We start from the raw sequence: 16410 nt of genomic DNA, 5'->3' as shown, positions 1-16410 counted from the left end.
GAAATCGGGTACTCTTTTTTACAGCTAATTTGTAAGCGCTTACTAAATCTGATATAGTCAACTTAGCAGAGGTTCGTGTGATTTTTGGGGGACGATTATGTACGAATATGAAAATGTCAGTGTTGAGTGGGCGGATAATACAGTTCGCTTCGATTATGTTGATCGGGCGGATGAACGGGTGCCATTAGATATTCCGGAACATTGGCACGAAGAATTAGAGATTAACTATACGATTACCGGGGGCAATCGTGAGTATGTTATTGACGGGGAAACTGAACAGATGGCAGCCGGTGATTTTGTGGTGGTTAATCCATTTGAGGTGCACGGCGTTCATCGGGCGAGTCGCGATACAAAAAGCTTATTATTACTGATATCCCGTCAGTTTATTGAGAAATTTGGGCCGCGGCTTGGTAATATCCGTTTCATCTTGAAACCATCAATTTTCATGTCAGCGGAGCAACAGCAGGCGAAAGCAAAATTAGCCGATTTGATGTTGTCGGTCTGGCAAATTACGAAAACAAATCATGAGTTTCGTGATGATGAATTAATAGGAGTCATCTTACAAATACTGTCGGTGATGGCCAGTCATTTCGGTATTGAAAACAAACATACGGTAACCGATAACGTGGCAGACACGATTGCGTATGTGCAACGGATGTACGCGTCAGAATTGAGTTTGGAATTGCTGGCTGATCGGGTACATCTGAGCACGGCGTATTTTGATCGGTGTTTTAAGAAGCAAACCGGTTATTCAGTGATGCAGTATGTGAATAAGGTGCGGTCGATGCATGCCTATCAATTATTGACGGTGCATCATAAAGGGGCAACGTTTACCGCGACGGCCGTTGGTTTTCCATCGACGCAGGCATTGAATCGAGGGCTGAAGAACAATTTCGGTCTAACCGCGACGGCGCTGAAAAATAGTTAAGTAGCAGGTGAAGTACGTCAGTGTACTTCACCTGCTTTTTGCTTTTAGCGAAGGTGTCAATATTCTGATCGGCGCCAAAATAGGGGGCGATTTTGACTTTTTAACTGGTTAAATACGACCTTGTCATGCAGGTGTCTTGTACGTTGCGTGTGATGTTGCCATAATCAAAAACGTAGTAATGTAAACGCTTGCATTGCGGAGAAAAAATTAGGTATTAACCATGCAAAATGGAGGGACATCGTCATGGACAACAAAATGCCGAATCAAGTGGGGTGGGGCGAACGAGTCGCCTACGCCATGTCGGACTTTGGGTGTAACACAATTTTTCAAATCGTTGGAACGTACTTCTTGGTTTTCTGTACGGATACTTTAGGGGTTGCTGCGGCAGCCGTTACAGGACTTTTCGCGATTACAGCAATTATTGATTCAATTGATGGGGTGATTTGGGGACAGTTCATCGATCGAACGCATACGAAGTGGGGAAAGTCACGACCATACTGGTTGTGGTTTGCCATTCCATTTGCCATCTTCTGTGTGATGGCCTTTACGGCGCCACCACTATCAGAAACGGGTAAGGTGGTATGGATTTATATCGCCTACATTGGCGCAAAGGTTTTGTACTCAGGTATCAACATCCCAGTGACGTCAATTTTGCCAGCACTGACGTCAAATCCACAAGAACGTGTGACGTTGTCAACGGTGTGTCAATTCTTTGGTAATATGGGCGCTGCCATTTTCTTGCCATTGACATTGCCGGCAGTTGGACTTATCGCAGGTATCTTTGATAAAGGTGCTAAGGATCCTTCAACGTCAGCAACCGGTTGGTTCATCTGGGCCGTTATCTTGGGTGTTATCACGGCTGCCTGCTTGTTGGTTGCCTTCGCCGGCACTCGTGAGCGTGTGGTCACGAAGGACTCTAACCGTGCTGTTCCAATGCGTGAATCAGTGAAGGCCTTGAAGGGGAACTACCCATGGGCCATTATCATTTTCATCAACTTTATCTATTGGGGTGGCTTTGCCGTTCGTTCAAGTTCATTGCCTTACTACTTCAAGTACGTTTTGCACAACGAAGCGTTAGGAAGTTTGGTCTTGGCTGGAACGGTTATCACGTTGGCTTCAACAGCAATGGTGCCATTCGTTGCCCGTCGTTTGGGTAAGCGAAACACAATGTTGCTTGGTATGGTCGGCACGGCTTTGTCACAATTGGTACTTTACCTTGCGGACATCATGAACGGAAATGTTGCCATTATCTTGACTGGTATTGTCTTGTACTTCATCAGCTACGGTTTGACGGGTGCCTTGATCGCCGTTATGTTGTCAGACGCTGTTGATTTCGGTGAGTGGAAGAACGGTGTGCGTGCCGAAGGGTTCGTCACATCATTTAGTTCATTCTCAGCTAAGTTGGGCATGGGAATCGGTGGTATGGTCTTAGCCGCCGTTCTGGCAGCCGGTGGTTACGCTGCCTCATCAGATGGGACGCAAACGGCATCAGCATTGAATGCAATTCGGATGGGATTCATCTGGATTCCATTTATCGGGTATGCTGCCTCAGCAATCGCGCTGTTGTTCAACAACATCGACAAGCTTGAGCCAAAAATGGTTGCTGATTTGACGGCTAAGCACGAGCGTGAAGCTGCAGAAGTTGCCGACGCAGAAGCCTAAATTGATAGGCATTTCAAACATAATTAAACGGGGAATAAAAACATGAAGTTTACGAATGGATACTGGCTAAACCGTGATGAGTACATTGTTAACTCACCATTGGAGGCTTTCGACGCAATGGTCGTGGAGAAGGATGAGGACAGTTACGCAAGTGATGCCTTGCGTGTTTACTCAGCTTACCACCGGATCAACTCTCGCAGTGACATGTTGGATGTCGGTGCAACGACGATGACGGTGTTCTCACCAGCTGAAGACGTTATCGGTGTTGAGTTGAAGCACTTCGATCGTGATGATAAGAATCCACTATACGAGTTGCAAAACAACAACGTGACGCCGGCAATCGAAATTGCAGAGTCTGTTGCAACATTGACGAGTGGTGATTTGCAATTGGCTGTCTCAATGCATGACAAGTTCAACATTGATTTCAACTACAAGGGTAAGCGCATTACGGGTTCTGAATACAAGGCGCAAGCGTCAATTGATGATTTGTCAGGTAAACAATTGGGTCAAGTGATGCACGCCAACACGGTTACGGGTGCGCAAAACTTGGGTCCACAAGGATCAGTTGCGGCAACCGACCACTTTATGCGTGAGCAATTGAGCCTATTGCCAGGGACGAATGTTTACGGCTTCGGTGAGCGTTTCGGGGCATTCGTCAAGAACGGTCAAAGCATCGATACGATCAACATGGACGGTGGTACTGGTTCAGAACAAAGCTACAAGTCAATTCCGTTCTATATGACGGGGAAGGCTGGCGTTTACTACGGCGTCTTCGTTAACGAAAGCCAACCAACGAGTTTTGAAGTGGGGAGCGAAGTGGTTGATCGGGTCAGCTTCTCAACGCGTGGCGAATCACTGGAATACTATGTGATTGCGGGTGATTCACCAAAGGCAGTGATTTCAAAGTACAACAAATTGACGGGTGGGTCTGTTTTGCCACCAGAATGGACATTCGGCTTGTGGCTATCGACGTCATTTACAACGGACTACTCTGAAGAAACGGTGATGAGTTTCATCGACGGTATGTTCGAGCGTGATATTCCGGTTTCAGTATTCCACTTCGATTGCTTCTGGATGAAGGGCTTCGAGTGGTCAAACATGGAATGGGATAAGGAACAATTCCCAGATCCAGTTGGTTTGTTGCAGCGTTTGCACGACAAGGGCTTGAAGGTCTGCGTTTGGATCAACCCATACATCTCACAAAAGTCACCACTCTTCAAGATTGGTAAGGAAAAGGGCTACTTCATCAAGCACACTGACGGCAGTGTTTGGCAATGGGATTTGTGGCAACCAGGTAATGCGGTGGTTGACTTCACAAACCCAGAAGCCCGCGCTTGGTACCAAGGTTTGTTGAAGAACTTGTTGGACATGGGTGTGGACTGCTTTAAGACGGATTTCGGTGAGCGAATTCCAATGCACGACGCCGTCTTCTTTAATGGCGGCAACCCTGAAGGTGAGCACAACTACTACACGCATCGTTACAACGAAGCGGTATTCGAATTGTTGCAACAAGAAAAGGGTGAAGAGGAAGCGGTTGTCTTTGCGCGCTCTGGTACGGTCGGCGGTCAACAATACCCAGTTCACTGGGGTGGTGACAACTTGAGCCAATTCCACTCAATGGCCGATAGTCTCCGTGGTGGGTTGAGCTTGATGTCATCAGGTTACACATTCTGGAGTCACGATATTGGTGGTTTCGAAGAGAATGCGAGCCCATCAATCTACAAGCGCTGGACACAATTTGGCTTGCTTTCAAGTCACTCACGTTACCACGGTAACATCGAGTACCGGGTGCCTTGGTTGTTTGACGAAGAAGCAGTTGATGTAACACGTAAGTTCACGCAATTGAAGTTGGATATGATGCCCTATATTTACGGTCAAGCTAAGGAATCAGTTGAAGCGGGGATTCCGTTGATGCGACCAATGTACTTGGAGTTCCCTGAAGATCAAAATACGGCAACGCTAGACCGGCAATATATGCTTGGTAGCGACGTTTTGGTGGCACCGGTCATGACGGAAGAAGGGGATGTTGATTATTACTTGCCAGCTGGTAAGTGGGAGCACATCTTGGATGGTCGCGTCGTTGAGGTAACTGAAAACGGTCGTTGGATGACAGAAAATTACGACTTTATGAGTTTGCCTTTGTGGCGGAAAATCGGCTAAACTAGACCTATACTTTTATTTCAACCAGTCGGGGGCGGTTGAGTAAGATTATGGGGAGAGAATGAATGAATCAGGAAGTCAAACAGCACGAAATATTTGCTGTTAACTCAGATGTCGGAGTCCGCGTTTTTTTATCCGAAGAACCGCTGGGCTTTAAGCCGCTGCATTGGCATACGCATATTGAAATTGTATTGGTTTTAACTGGTGAAGTGACGTTTCGATATGAACAGCATGATATTACGTTACATGAAAACGAATTTGTGGTAATTGGATCGGGAATTTTGCATGCCACGACTAATTTGGCGAATCAAGCACTTGTTCTGCAGGTGCCCATCTACTATCTCAATCAATATTGGGAAAATAGTGAGCTGTTGCGATTTGATTTGTGGCAACATCATAGTTTGCATGACGACACGTATAATAGAATTGTCGGCATGTTACAGCAGATGACCCAGATTTACATCCAAAAGCATGCTGGTTATCGCCTGCGCTTTGGTAGTGTGTTGATGCAATTGCTTTACGAATTAATCATGAATTATGCCGTTGAATTGACGCCAACGGATTTAACTGAAGATGACCGTTTGAAGGCAGTACTCATGTATATTCATAAACAATATCAAACAAAAATTTCGTTACGCGAAGTTGCTGAACGGTTTCACTACAATCCAGACTATCTCAGTCGCATTTTTAAGCGACGAGTAGGCGTTACGTTTGTTAGTTACATTTACCAGGTCCGTCTGGACGCGATTTACCAAGATGTTCTGGGGACCAATCAGCCGATTAAGACGATTTTTGCGCGACACGGTGCCAATAACGTTAAATTAGCAATGAAGTGTTTTAAAGAACTGTATGGGAAAACGCCTAATCAGCTGCGTCATCTGACTGCTGACGGTGGTGTTTCTGATAATCATCAATAAGTATTGAAAAGGGCGTAAGTGCTTCGGTTTTTAGTCGAAGCACTTACGCCCTTTTTCATGTGCTAAAAAATCATTGTGGTTCCGGTTAGACCCGTTCAGCGTCTAGTGCTGCGTGCAAAATATTTGCGCCACGCATCATGCCGTAATCCATCATGTTGATGTCGACAACAGGGTAATCCTTACCATAGTCATCTTCATAGCGTTGGTGCATGTACTTCACTTGTGGTGCAATCATAATTACAATTGGCTGATCAGTGGCGATTTGATCACGGGCGGCACTATCAGAAACGCCAATCGTGGTCACGTCTAGATTTTCTGCTTGAGCGGCTTCATTCATCTTGTTGGCTAGCATTGAAATTGACATGCCGGCTGCATCTACTAAAACAATTCGCTTTGTCATGTGTATTACCCCCAAAGTTGAAAGTGCCGATAGTTTAACTTATTTATAGTAAGCGCTTTCATTAATATCTATCATAACCCTATTTTTGGAATATGCAACGAAATAGGGTCATGTCTAAACGGTAATGAAAGCGCTTTTATGTTAAACTATCGGTAGGATAACTTGTTGTCATGACAACTTGAAGGGGGATTAATAATGAAAGATATTTTGCCAGGCATGACCGTGCATTTAACAGTTGGCAACTTCACTAAGGGAACAATTACGGTGAATGGTCACATTCTAAAGTATCAGAGTGTGTACGAATTAGCACTTGGCGATACGGTATGCATGTTTGATGCAGACACAGAAAATCAGACGGTACGCTTGCGTAAGATTCCAGTGCACACGTATTAATGTAAAAGAGCGACAAGGTTGCCTTGTCGCTCTTTTACATTATGTCCTATCTGACCAATATTTCTTCTGGTAGGCCTTACGAGGCATCATCATCATGTATTCGCGTAAGGGGTTCTTCTTATAGAACTGTTGGTGTTCTTCTTCGGCGTCGTAGAAAGGTTTTGCATCTTCAATGCTTGTCACAATTGGGTCAGTAAAACGGCCTGATGTGGCTAACGCCTGCTTGGAAGCTTCGGCCACTTGGCGTTGTTGCTCATCGGCAACAAAAATAACGGGCCGGTATGAGTCACCACGGTCGGCAAATTGGCCCATCGCATCAGTTGGGTCGGCTAGTTGCCAGTAGAGATCAACAAGGTCTTGGTACGACACTTGTTGATCATCAAACCAAACTTTGACGGCTTCGGTGTGGCCGGTTTGGTGAGAGGCAACTTGTTCATACGTAGGATTTGCCACGAAACCACCGGTATAGCCAGAACGCACCTTTTCAATACCGGCCATGGTTTCAAATGGTTCGACCATGCACCAGAAACATCCCCCAGCAAAGGTTGCAGTTTGTGTTGTCATCATTAATACCTCCCTTTTGTCCTTATTCTACCGCGCTAAAATTAAATGAAAAGCAAATCTTTTCGAAGATACAAGTCAGATACAAATTTTACTTATGATAGACTGGCGGTAAGTGATGAAAAGTAGGTGATGAATATGAAACGTACGTTGCTGATCGTGGATGATAGCGTCCGCATTAATCAATTGGTGAAAATGAGTCTGCAATCTTTGTATGATATTCGTCAGGCGTATACCGGTGAGGAAGCGGTCGCGATATTAGCTGCCGCCAAAATCGATTTAGTGTTACTAGATATTACCTTACCTGGAATGAGCGGTTATGATGTTTTGCCATATGTCATCGACGCGCAGGTGCCGGTCATTTTCTTGACGGCGAAGACCGAGGTCGATGATGTTGTGCAAGGCCTACAATTAGGCGCGGATGACTACATTACGAAACCGTTCCATTTGGAAGTGTTAAAGGCACGAGTTGAAACAGTATTACGACGAACAGATGGTCAAACCGATGAGATTTTGCATTATGGTGAGTTAACGGTCAACGTGCCCCAGCAAACCGTGCAACGTGATGGACAAACTATCGACTTGACCCATAAGGAATTCGAACTATTGGTTTACTTTATCCGTAACCAAGGGGTTAATTTGACCCGCGATGCGCTTTACCAAGCGTTGTGGGATTTCGCGGATGACGCGAATGACACACGTACGGTCGATTTGCATGTGCAACGACTTCGCAAAAAGTTACAGCTGGCCGATGATATTGTCACGGTATTTAAAGTTGGGTATCGGATGGTGGCCCGATGAAAATATCAGTTAAATTATTTTTATCATTTATTGTGATTATCGTTGCCTCATTAGCGATTAACAGTGTGTTAGTGTTGCACCGTAGCTTTCAAAGTGGCTTGCAGGAGAAAGAAACTAGTACGACCATGTTGAACAAATTAACGGCGCGCCAGGTTCAACAACTAGACTATCAGCAGGTTAAGGGAATCAAGCAGGATCAAGTGGTCAAGTTTGTCGGTGCTACACAAGATAATGTGTTGATTTGGAACCAGCACCGTGACCTAATTTATCATGAAGATGTTGCGACCAATACGGCCAAGCAGATCAAGGTCACAACGTCGAATAAACAGCAAGTACAGTACTTGTTACAAGGTAAAGAAAAAATCGTTGTGGCGACGATTAAGGTCCGCTTATTACGTAAGACCTATTACATTAGCTCGTTTACTAACTTGCATACGGTTTATGTGGCTCAGAAGCGTTTGCTACATGATGTTCAGGTTAATCTATTCGTGATTTTTATTATTGCAGCCGGTGTGGTTTATGTGTTGACGAAACAAATTCTGGTACCAGTGCATAAGTTACGTGGTGCAAGTCGGGCCTTTCAGGCAGAACCAATGACATACCAGCCACTACAGCCAGTGCGGCATGATGAGCTAACTGAGTTGATGATTGATTTCAATCAAATGGCCCACCAAATTCAGGCAATGGTGGCTACGGAACGGCATAATGCAGCCTTTCAAAAAGAATTTGCCAGCCATTTGACGCATGAAATTAATACACCGTTGACGATTATCTTAGGGTATGCCGAATTGATTGCGGCGCCAACGGTTGATGAAACAACCAAAGCTGAAGCAATACGCTATATCGTTGAGGAAAGCACCCGGTTAAAGGAGCTTGGTAGTCGAATTAGCCAGCTTATTCAATATGACCACGTGACGTTGGATACGGCTTGGGTGTCGAGCGATGAAGTGCACGCCAAGGTGACGGATATAGTTATCGGCATCCGGCAACAAGCCACACAACCGATGGATTTTCGCTATGAGACGCCGCAAACGTATCAACTGAACACCGATATGAGTTTATTTGCCGAACTGCTTGTGAACGTGCTAGATAATGCTATCAAGGCGTTACCGGATGCTGGTGGGCGCATTGTCGTCAGTGAGTCGCTGACTTTGGCAGGATTAGAGATACGAATTCAGGATAATGGGCATGGGATTGCAACCGAAAAATTGGGCGACGTGTTTGCCCCATTTGTCACGGGGAGTCAAACGGGAACTGATGATCATCTTGGGTTGGGATTATCCATTGTACAGCGCATAATTGAAGCCCTGAATTGGCAAATTACGTTACAAAATAACAGTGAAGGAGCAGGCGCAATGGTCATCATTCAGATACCGCAAGCGGCCATTAAATCATGAAGCAAAAGCAGAATTTATTAGTGATCATCCTGTCGATGTTGATATTTGCTGGTGTGGTTGGGGGACTGCAATGGTTTGTGGCCTGGCAGGACACCCACTATACGAAACGGTTATCACATGAAGTTGATTACACGTTGCCAAATGCAAAAAATAGTAAGCTGACCAATGCCCAAACATTAGCGGTTATTTTAGATTATCCGAGTGCCATCAAATTCAAAAGCGATGTGCTTGAAGCCGGTGGCCTTAATGTTGAGAGTATCGCACAGCAAGTGACGGGTGTGACACTACCGACGGTTAAAGTGAAATCCGTTGAGAAGCGGGTCTATCATTCTGAAAATGGTCAGGTGGTAACGGCCTTTGCCGTCACAGCAACCGATGAGGATAATGATATTGAGTTTGAATATGTACCAAATAATCAGTTGATTGTTAGTTTTCAATGGATTGGCCAGCACGTTGCAATTGATGAGCAACAGGTTTTACAAAATTGGCAACGAAATATTAAGCTCCCAGTTAAGCATACGGCTTACTTAGCAGATGGTGAAATTAGCCAGATGTATAATAAAACGATTGATTATCGTTTAACACATTCGCAATCAAACCTATTACTGATACCGGTTTAGTTAGGGGTGATACAAGTTAGATACAACTGTTCGTTATGCTAACTCCTGAAAAAGAATTAAGGAGCAAATCATGACAGAGCAGAAGCAAGAATCACGAACGACCCGCCAACGCAAACCACGCTGGGGTCGCATCATTGGGATTACCGCCTTGGTCGGCTTGGTGGTCGTTGGTGGTGGCGCGGCCGCGATGACATGGCGTGCCAAGACCGTGGTGGATCAGACATATGCAGGCACGCATATGAAAAAAGCCCGGGATGTATCGGAAACTGTCAAAGCCGGTAAACCAATTTCAATTTTGATGTTGGGGACAGATACAGGTGAACTTGGTCGTAATGATAAAGGCCGAACGGATTCGATGATGATTGTCACAGTTAATCCAGTTAAGTCTGAGACGACGATTATGTCGATTCCGCGTGATGCGTTGATGGCCATTCCAGGCTATGAATCAACGTTCCCCCAAAAGATTAATGCGGCGTATGAATTGGGGTCAGCCAAAACGGCGATTGAAACCGTGCAAAATTGGCTGAATGTGCCGATTGATTATTACGCTTTAGTCAATATGGGTGGCCTTGAAAAGGTGGTCGATGAAATTGGTGGGGTGAAAGTGAAATCACCACTGACCTTTGGTTATAATCCATACACGGCCCACGATACCCCAGGGTATACGTTCAACTTTACGGCGGGTACGACGAACTATTCCTTCAGCGGTCAAGATGGCGAAACTGTTAAGTACCACACGATGGACGGTAAGACGGCGTTGGCCTTTTCACGGATGCGTTATGACGATCCGCAGGGTGACTACGGACGCCAACAACGTCAACGCATGGTCTTAGAAGCGGTTGTGCAAAAGGCGAAAAAGAATCCAGCTCGCTTGCTAACGAATGGCTTTATGAATTCCTTGTCAAAATCGGTTAAAACTGATTTGACCTTTGGCGATATGACGACAATTGGGACACATTACCTTTCAGCGACGAAAACAATTAAGTCAGACTATATCCGAGGTACTGGGTATAACTTGACTTCTGGTTCAACAGAAGTTGTTTCACGTGCTGAAGAACAACGGGCAACAAATGTGCTGCGTCGTTCTTTAGGTTTGCAGCATAAAGAAACTGGTAACTTGTATGGGGGTGACATCTCAGATGCTGAGATTGCGGCCATTGGCGTGCCAACATTAGCGACACAGACGCAAAACTAGCCCTTTATTTCCCGCTTGCGAACTAACTTACCGTATAATGCGAATATAAGTTAGTGAAAAGAGGCTATAACCATGGGAATTACCATTCAAATTGACGATGCTGCAGTGACGAAGATTGCGGGCGCTATCCGGACGAACATTCCACGTGTTGCACGGACCAATGAAGCAATGATTTTGGCGAACCCTGAATTGTCAGAACGCTTGCCAAAGTTGGCAGCGTTGGCTGATGATGAATTGGTTCGTGGTTACTTGCAGGTCTTTCTGATGTCAGCTAATGACACAAATTTGTTGTTGGATAAGGCGTGGATTGACCAATTCTTGACGATGCAATTGGCAACGGTTGTTGGCTAAAAAATGATTAAAATAGCTCGCATTAATGTCAAAATTCATTGGCGTTAATGCGAGTTTTTTATATGATGCACATTTAGTACGGAAAAACAGTTACAATAAAATAACTATAGATTAGAAAAGAGATTAGGCATGATTACATTAAAATCACCTCGTGAAATCGAAGGCATGCGCCAGTCTGGTGCGATTATTGCTGGTATGCACCAAGGGCTACGCGATATTATTAAGCCTGGCATTTCAACTTGGGAAATTGAAACTTTCAGCCGTGATTATATTGAAAGTCACGGTGGCCGCGCGGCACAGATTGGCTTTGAAGGCTATGAATATGCCACGACTGTGTCGGTTAACAATGAAGTCGCTCACGCATTTCCCCGCAAGCAATTATTCTTAAAAGAAGGCGACATTGTCACAGTTGATACGGTCGTTGATTTGAACGGTTATTATTCAGATTCAGCTTGGACGTATGCAGTTGGCGAAGTGTTACCAGAAGTGCAACGACTGATGGACGTTGCCAAGCGTGCTATGTACATTGGTATTGAGCAAGCGCAAGTTGGTAACCGTTTGGGGGATGTTGGGGCTGCGATTAATGCGTATGTCGAAGATGAAAATGGTTTCGGGAATGTCCGTGACTATGTTGGCCATGGTATTCAACCGACGATGCACGAAGATCCAAGTGTGTTCCACTACGGTGAAGCTGGCCACGGTTTGCGCTTGAAGCCGGGCATGACCATCACCATTGAACCAATGGTTAACATGGGGACGTGGGAAGTTGAAACGTCTGAAGAAGACGGCTGGACAGTGACCACGTTGGACGGTTCATGGTCAGCTCAGTACGAACACGTGATTGCCATTACGGAAGACGGTCCTAAGATTTTGACCAGTCAAGATCCTGAATTTGATGCAAAATATCTTTAAAAAATTAACGGCATTTCCTAAGTGGAAATGCCGTTTTTCTTATGCCTAAAAATAGGTTGTGTTGGCGTTGAAAATCAGATAGAGTAGTTCGCAGAAGTGTTAATGCATGCGTTTGGAAATGAGAAGCGCGATAATCTAACTAATTGGTTTGACCGAGCGAAGATGCCTGTTTCAGGATTGGGGGTTTCCATGAAAATAGACAAAAAGCGACTTAAAAAGAGAATCAACGATCAAGATGAGCCGAAGAATAAAGGCAAGTTGCATGATGACTTGCAAGAACTACATCATTTTATTTTGGCGGTGCAGAAAAAAGATAATGTCTTGACGCCGAGTTTTCTATCACGGGTTAATTTGCGGTTACCACAAATTATGTATCGTTTAGAAAAAGTGGTACATCCGCATTTATCACCAGAGCAAGCCGTGCCGCTTCATGACTACGAATTCGTTTTGGGTGAAACGCGTCAGTTGCTATACCAAACCGATCAAGGCGTGCTACTTGATGTGACAGAATTCGAAGACGTGACGAACAAGTTGTTGTGGCAACGGCTGTCAGGGGATGAATATTTGGCAGCCTTGGCCACACCATGGGTGGCGCCGGAAGTTGAAACGCCAACCGTTGATGCAACGACGGAATTAACGATGACCTTAGAACGAGCTAATAAAACGTTGAAACGCCAAGCGGTTGAGGCGATGGAGCGGGCTTTGAAGGCGGAAGACGACTTGCGCCGATTACAACGCGAGTGTGATGCAAAAGAAAAAGCGATAACGGACCAAAAATATCAGCTACAAGCTTCCGAACAAGAACAAGGGAATACGGTGGAACAATTGCTCAGTTTGCGCCATCAAAATCAGACACAGGCGACTGAGTTAACGACATTGCGCCAAACGTTGCGTGAGGCACAGACGACGGTTCGGTCGCAACAAGATTCCCTGACCACGAGTGAGCAGACGGAGGTGCAACTGACAGATGAAATCGCGATGCTGAAGGCCACAGTGCAAGCGCAACAAGACCAGCTACATCAGGCCCAGCAAGCCACAGTCGCCCCGCTTTCTGATCATAACGTGCAAACGATTTTAAATGCCTTAGCTACCCGGATTACGGAGTTAGAACAGGCTAAAGTGGCGGTGCGCCCGGAAGTTGGTGAAGGGGCACCGGCTTTGGCTGAAACAGAACCAGTTGAGATTGCGGCACAACCGGCGCCTCTAACGAACGCTGAATTGCTGCGTCAGTTAATTGCAAATTTAACGGCCAATTCATTGGCGGAATACCATCCTATTGAACGGCTTGTGCAAAAATATAACGATCTGGTTGAGGGGGATGAGCTGACATTATGGACGACGTTACAGGGCCATTTTGTTACTGAAGATGATGATCGGTATTTTGTGGATAACAGTTTCGCGTATCATGAACTCTCAGACGTTGATTGCAATGGTCTTGACGTGACTGATATTGCAGATGGGGAACTGTATTCCGCACGGCAACGGATTGATAGTGACCGAATTGTCTTAATTCGATCACTCCATAAACAATATGAGCGACCAGCCAGTGTTTATAATGACGCTGATTTGCAGCGCTTTGAAGATGCGACTGTCTTGGCGGGTAAGAACGTGCTTATTGTCAGTTGGTGGGGTGAGACAGCCAATCACGCGAAACGTAAATTGGAGAAGATGGGGGCAAATGTGAAGTGGCTCGACACGTCAACCGTCGCCAATAATAAGGTAGCCGATGAAATGCGGAAAGAGTTGTACGATGTCCGGATTGTCGTGTTACGAGGTGCCCATCATGAGACCGTCAACGAAGCCCATCAGTTGCGACGCGAGGGGATGAACATCTTTATTTTAGGGAACCCAGGCACGAGTACACTGGTGAAAGTTACACTGCATGCCACGACATCATAAACGATTAGAAAATTTCTAACTTGCTAATTTTATGTAAAAACCGTAAACTAGTTGGAGTATTAAAAAGTAAATAAATTCGACTTTCCTATCGAGAGTTCAGGGAGGGACTAGACCCTTTGATCTGACGCCAACTTACCCGTTTCGGGCGATGTGGTACTTTCTAGCAGATAGGCGCATATCGATTCAACCCGACATGCCGCCTACGAGTGGTATGTCGGGTTTTTAGTTTTTGAGAGATATTAAGTTTAGGAGATTTTTTACACATGACAGAAAAGCGTTTGTTTACGTCAGAATCAGTTTCAGAAGGCCACCCCGATAAGGTTTCAGACCAAATCTCAGATGCCATCTTGGATGCTGTTTTGGCACAAGACCCACAAGCCCGTACCGCCGTTGAAACATCAGTGACAACGGGTTACGTGAACATCTTTGGTGAGATGTCAACGAAGGCCTATGTAAACATCAACGATATCGTACGCCAAACGTTGAAGCGTATTGGTTACGATGATAAGGATGCTGGTTTCTTGGCTGATGATATCCACGTTGGGATTACGTTGGATGAGCAATCACCAGATATTGCCCAAGGTGTTGATTCAGCAATTGAGCAACGTGAAGACGGTGGGGTTGATCCATTGGACCAAATTGGTGCCGGTGATCAAGGTTTGATGTTTGGTTTTGCAACGAACGAAACCGATGAGTACTTGCCATTGTCAGTTGTTTTGTCACACAAGTTGGTGAAGAAGCAAGCTGAAGTCCGTCGTAACGGTGAGTTGTCATACTTATTGCCTGACGCTAAGGCGCAAGTGACGGTTGAATTGGATGAAAACGACAAGCCAACGCGTATCGACGCCGTTGTTTTGTCAACGCAACACCGTGATTCAGTGACATTGGATCAATTGCGTGCTGACGTGCGCAAGTTCATCCTTGACCCTGTGTTGCCAGCCGACATGGTCGATGACGACACACGTTACTACATCAACCCAACTGGTCGTTTCGTTATCGGTGGACCTAAGGGTGATGCTGGTATGACGGGTCGTAAGATTATTGTTGACACGTACGGTGGATACGCACGTCACGGTGGTGGTGCCTTCTCAGGTAAGGACGCAACCAAGGTTGACCGTTCAGCTGCCTACGCAACGCGTCACATCGCCAAGAACATCGTTGCAGCTGGTTTGGCCGAAAAGGTTGAAATCCAAGTTGCCTACGCTATCGGTGTGGCAAAGCCGGTTTCAGTTAACGTCAACACGTTCGGTACGGGTAAGGTTTCTGATGACGAATTGGTAGCCGCAATCCGTGACTTGTTCGAGTTGCGTCCAGCCGGAATCATCGAGGACTTGGACTTGCGCAAGCCTCGCTACGAAGCAACTGCCGCATACGGTCACTTCGGTCGTCCTGAATTGGACTTGCCATGGGAGCGTTTGGACAAGGTTGACGAGTTGAAGGCATACTTTAACAAGTAATAAATAATGATAGAAGCATTGCGAGTCATTGACTAGCAATGCTTCTTTTTTTGATTGGTCGTTCTTGGTCGGTTTTAATTCGTTTCAAGTCGATTGAAAAGTTTATGGTTTCAGTAGGCTGTTGGAGTCTTCCTGATATGACTGAGCTGTTCAAAAATTTGGAATGTTTTTCTGAGACAGGACTATTGCCTGATCCTCCGTAACCCCCACTATCACCGAACTTTTTGTGTCTTTTTGATACGAGAGTGGGGTGGTCTGATACAATGAAATAAACAACAATGACAGAGGAATAGCAATGGCTAAGAAAACAGCAGAACTAAAAATTGAAGATGCCTTGTGGCAAGCAGCTGATCAACTGCGTGGAAGCATGGACGCTTCTCAATACCGTAACGTGGTATTGGGATTGATTTTCTTGAAGTACGTATCTGATTCTTTTAATGAGAAGTATGAGTCACTAATCAATTCGGATTACCCAGAAGATGCAGAAGACCGTGATATGTATACGGCTGAGAATATCTTTTGGCTACCAAAAGAAGCGCGTTGGGATGTAATTGCTTCGGCCGCAAAGACACCTGAAATTGGTGAGACTATCGACAAGGCGATGGAAGCAATTGAGCGAGAAAACGATCAAATCAAGGGTGTGTTGCCAAAGAATTATGCATCACCAGACCTGGATAAGGGCGCTGATGTCAAGATTATGGACAGGTTTTTTCGGCACCGCAAGGTGCCGCTACCCCGAAAAATTTTCAAAACCCAG

At 45.4% G+C, this 16410-nt stretch carries 16 protein-coding genes; 14 read left to right on the top strand and 2 right to left on the bottom strand.

The genetic code is table 11. The features are described 5' to 3' along the window. Positions 1 to 97 precede the first annotated feature (97 nt). From ESE_RS0110650 to ESE_RS0110635, 4 genes are all read left to right on the top strand, one after another. Positions 98 to 928 carry a helix-turn-helix transcriptional regulator gene (locus ESE_RS0110650; RefSeq protein ID WP_010375146.1) on the top strand — a complete coding sequence of 277 codons (831 nt, stop codon included), beginning with the start codon at positions 98 to 100 and terminating at the stop codon, positions 926 to 928. Positions 929 to 1171: 243 nt separating this feature from the next. Beyond that, positions 1172 to 2590 carry a glycoside-pentoside-hexuronide (GPH):cation symporter gene (locus ESE_RS0110645; protein ID WP_010375143.1) on the top strand — a complete coding sequence of 473 codons (1419 nt, stop codon included), beginning with the start codon at positions 1172 to 1174 and terminating at the stop codon, positions 2588 to 2590. 42 nt (positions 2591 to 2632) lie between these two features. Next, positions 2633 to 4750 carry an alpha-xylosidase gene (gene yicI / locus ESE_RS0110640; RefSeq protein ID WP_010375141.1) on the top strand — a complete coding sequence of 706 codons (2118 nt, stop codon included), beginning with the start codon at positions 2633 to 2635 and terminating at the stop codon, positions 4748 to 4750. Positions 4751 to 4815: 65 nt separating this feature from the next. Then, on the top strand, positions 4816 to 5667 hold the full coding sequence (locus ESE_RS0110635; RefSeq protein WP_010375139.1) for a helix-turn-helix transcriptional regulator: 852 nt from the start codon (positions 4816 to 4818) through the stop codon (positions 5665 to 5667). 85 nt (positions 5668 to 5752) lie between these two features. Here ESE_RS0110635 and ESE_RS0110630 read toward each other — a convergent pair whose 3' ends face one another. Next, positions 5753 to 6067 (bottom strand): PTS sugar transporter subunit IIB, encoded by a 315-nt coding sequence (locus ESE_RS0110630; RefSeq protein WP_010375138.1) that lies wholly within the window; start codon positions 6065 to 6067, stop codon positions 5753 to 5755. Positions 6068 to 6262: 195 nt separating this feature from the next. Here ESE_RS0110630 and ESE_RS0110625 point away from each other — a divergent pair, with 195 nt between their 5' ends. Next, positions 6263 to 6460 (top strand): hypothetical protein, encoded by a 198-nt coding sequence (locus ESE_RS0110625; protein ID WP_010375137.1) that lies wholly within the window; start codon positions 6263 to 6265, stop codon positions 6458 to 6460. Positions 6461 to 6499: 39 nt separating this feature from the next. On the opposite strand, the gene msrA is transcribed toward ESE_RS0110625, so the two are convergent. Then, positions 6500 to 7024: a peptide-methionine (S)-S-oxide reductase MsrA gene (msrA, locus tag ESE_RS0110620; protein ID WP_029237523.1), complete on the bottom strand. Its 525-nt coding sequence runs from the start codon at positions 7022 to 7024 to the stop codon at positions 6500 to 6502. 135 nt (positions 7025 to 7159) lie between these two features. On the opposite strand from msrA, the gene ESE_RS0110615 reads away from it, so the two are divergent. The 9 genes from ESE_RS0110615 to ESE_RS11725 form a co-directional block, all read left to right on the top strand. Beyond that, on the top strand, positions 7160 to 7822 hold the full coding sequence (locus ESE_RS0110615) for a response regulator transcription factor (RefSeq protein WP_010375134.1): 663 nt from the start codon (positions 7160 to 7162) through the stop codon (positions 7820 to 7822). Continuing rightward, complete coding sequence (locus ESE_RS0110610) at positions 7819 to 9219, top strand: HAMP domain-containing sensor histidine kinase (RefSeq protein WP_010375132.1); 1401 nt, start codon at positions 7819 to 7821, stop codon at positions 9217 to 9219. The genes ESE_RS0110615 and ESE_RS0110610 overlap by 4 nt, the downstream gene beginning before the upstream one ends. After that, positions 9216 to 9839 (top strand): hypothetical protein, encoded by a 624-nt coding sequence (locus tag ESE_RS0110605; RefSeq protein WP_010375130.1) that lies wholly within the window; start codon positions 9216 to 9218, stop codon positions 9837 to 9839. The genes ESE_RS0110610 and ESE_RS0110605 overlap by 4 nt, the downstream gene beginning before the upstream one ends. A 70-nt stretch (positions 9840 to 9909) precedes the next feature. Then, complete coding sequence (locus ESE_RS0110600; protein ID WP_010375129.1) at positions 9910 to 11034, top strand: LCP family protein; 1125 nt, start codon at positions 9910 to 9912, stop codon at positions 11032 to 11034. Between the two features lie 72 nt (positions 11035 to 11106). Beyond that, positions 11107 to 11385: a hypothetical protein gene (locus ESE_RS0110595; protein WP_010375127.1), complete on the top strand. Its 279-nt coding sequence runs from the start codon at positions 11107 to 11109 to the stop codon at positions 11383 to 11385. Between the two features lie 129 nt (positions 11386 to 11514). Further along, positions 11515 to 12297 carry a type I methionyl aminopeptidase gene (gene map, locus ESE_RS0110590; protein WP_010375125.1) on the top strand — a complete coding sequence of 261 codons (783 nt, stop codon included), beginning with the start codon at positions 11515 to 11517 and terminating at the stop codon, positions 12295 to 12297. A 189-nt stretch (positions 12298 to 12486) separates the two neighbouring features. Then, entirely contained in the window at positions 12487 to 14196 is a 1710-nt protein-coding gene (locus ESE_RS0110585; RefSeq protein ID WP_010375123.1) for a phosphoribosyltransferase, read from the top strand. A gap of 263 nt (positions 14197 to 14459) precedes the next feature. Continuing rightward, complete coding sequence (gene metK / locus ESE_RS0110580) at positions 14460 to 15653, top strand: methionine adenosyltransferase (protein WP_010375122.1); 1194 nt, start codon at positions 14460 to 14462, stop codon at positions 15651 to 15653. A 295-nt stretch (positions 15654 to 15948) separates the two neighbouring features. Beyond that, a partial coding sequence (locus ESE_RS11725; protein WP_010375120.1) for a type I restriction-modification system subunit M N-terminal domain-containing protein occupies positions 15949 to 16410 on the top strand: 462 nt, incomplete at its 3' end.

Origin of the sequence: Weissella cibaria KACC 11862 (genome assembly GCF_000193635.1) — a bacterium.
Taxonomy (GTDB): Bacteria; Bacillota; Bacilli; order Lactobacillales; family Lactobacillaceae; genus Weissella; species Weissella cibaria.
This window is presented reverse-complemented; position numbering and strand designations above follow the sequence as displayed.

Excerpts from the sequence above, each read along its gene's own strand:
- ESE_RS0110605 (WP_010375130.1), top strand. The coding sequence starts at position 9,216 with ATGAAGCAAAAGCAGAATTTATTAGTGATCATCCTGTCGATGTTGATA.
- ESE_RS0110600 (WP_010375129.1), top strand. The coding sequence starts at position 9,910 with ATGACAGAGCAGAAGCAAGAATCACGAACGACCCGCCAACGCAAACCA.
- msrA (WP_029237523.1), bottom strand. The coding sequence starts at position 7,024 with ATGACAACACAAACTGCAACCTTTGCTGGGGGATGTTTCTGGTGCATG.
- ESE_RS0110630 (WP_010375138.1), bottom strand. The coding sequence starts at position 6,067 with ATGACAAAGCGAATTGTTTTAGTAGATGCAGCCGGCATGTCAATTTCA.
- metK (WP_010375122.1), top strand. The coding sequence starts at position 14,460 with ATGACAGAAAAGCGTTTGTTTACGTCAGAATCAGTTTCAGAAGGCCAC.
- ESE_RS0110585 (WP_010375123.1), top strand. The coding sequence starts at position 12,487 with ATGAAAATAGACAAAAAGCGACTTAAAAAGAGAATCAACGATCAAGAT.
- ESE_RS0110635 (WP_010375139.1), top strand. The coding sequence starts at position 4,816 with ATGAATCAGGAAGTCAAACAGCACGAAATATTTGCTGTTAACTCAGAT.
- ESE_RS0110650 (WP_010375146.1), top strand. The coding sequence starts at position 98 with ATGTACGAATATGAAAATGTCAGTGTTGAGTGGGCGGATAATACAGTT.
- ESE_RS0110645 (WP_010375143.1), top strand. The coding sequence starts at position 1,172 with ATGGACAACAAAATGCCGAATCAAGTGGGGTGGGGCGAACGAGTCGCC.
- ESE_RS0110625 (WP_010375137.1), top strand. The coding sequence starts at position 6,263 with ATGAAAGATATTTTGCCAGGCATGACCGTGCATTTAACAGTTGGCAAC.
- ESE_RS0110610 (WP_010375132.1), top strand. The coding sequence starts at position 7,819 with ATGAAAATATCAGTTAAATTATTTTTATCATTTATTGTGATTATCGTT.
- yicI (WP_010375141.1), top strand. The coding sequence starts at position 2,633 with ATGAAGTTTACGAATGGATACTGGCTAAACCGTGATGAGTACATTGTT.
- map (WP_010375125.1), top strand. The coding sequence starts at position 11,515 with ATGATTACATTAAAATCACCTCGTGAAATCGAAGGCATGCGCCAGTCT.
- ESE_RS0110615 (WP_010375134.1), top strand. The coding sequence starts at position 7,160 with ATGAAACGTACGTTGCTGATCGTGGATGATAGCGTCCGCATTAATCAA.
- ESE_RS0110595 (WP_010375127.1), top strand. The coding sequence starts at position 11,107 with ATGGGAATTACCATTCAAATTGACGATGCTGCAGTGACGAAGATTGCG.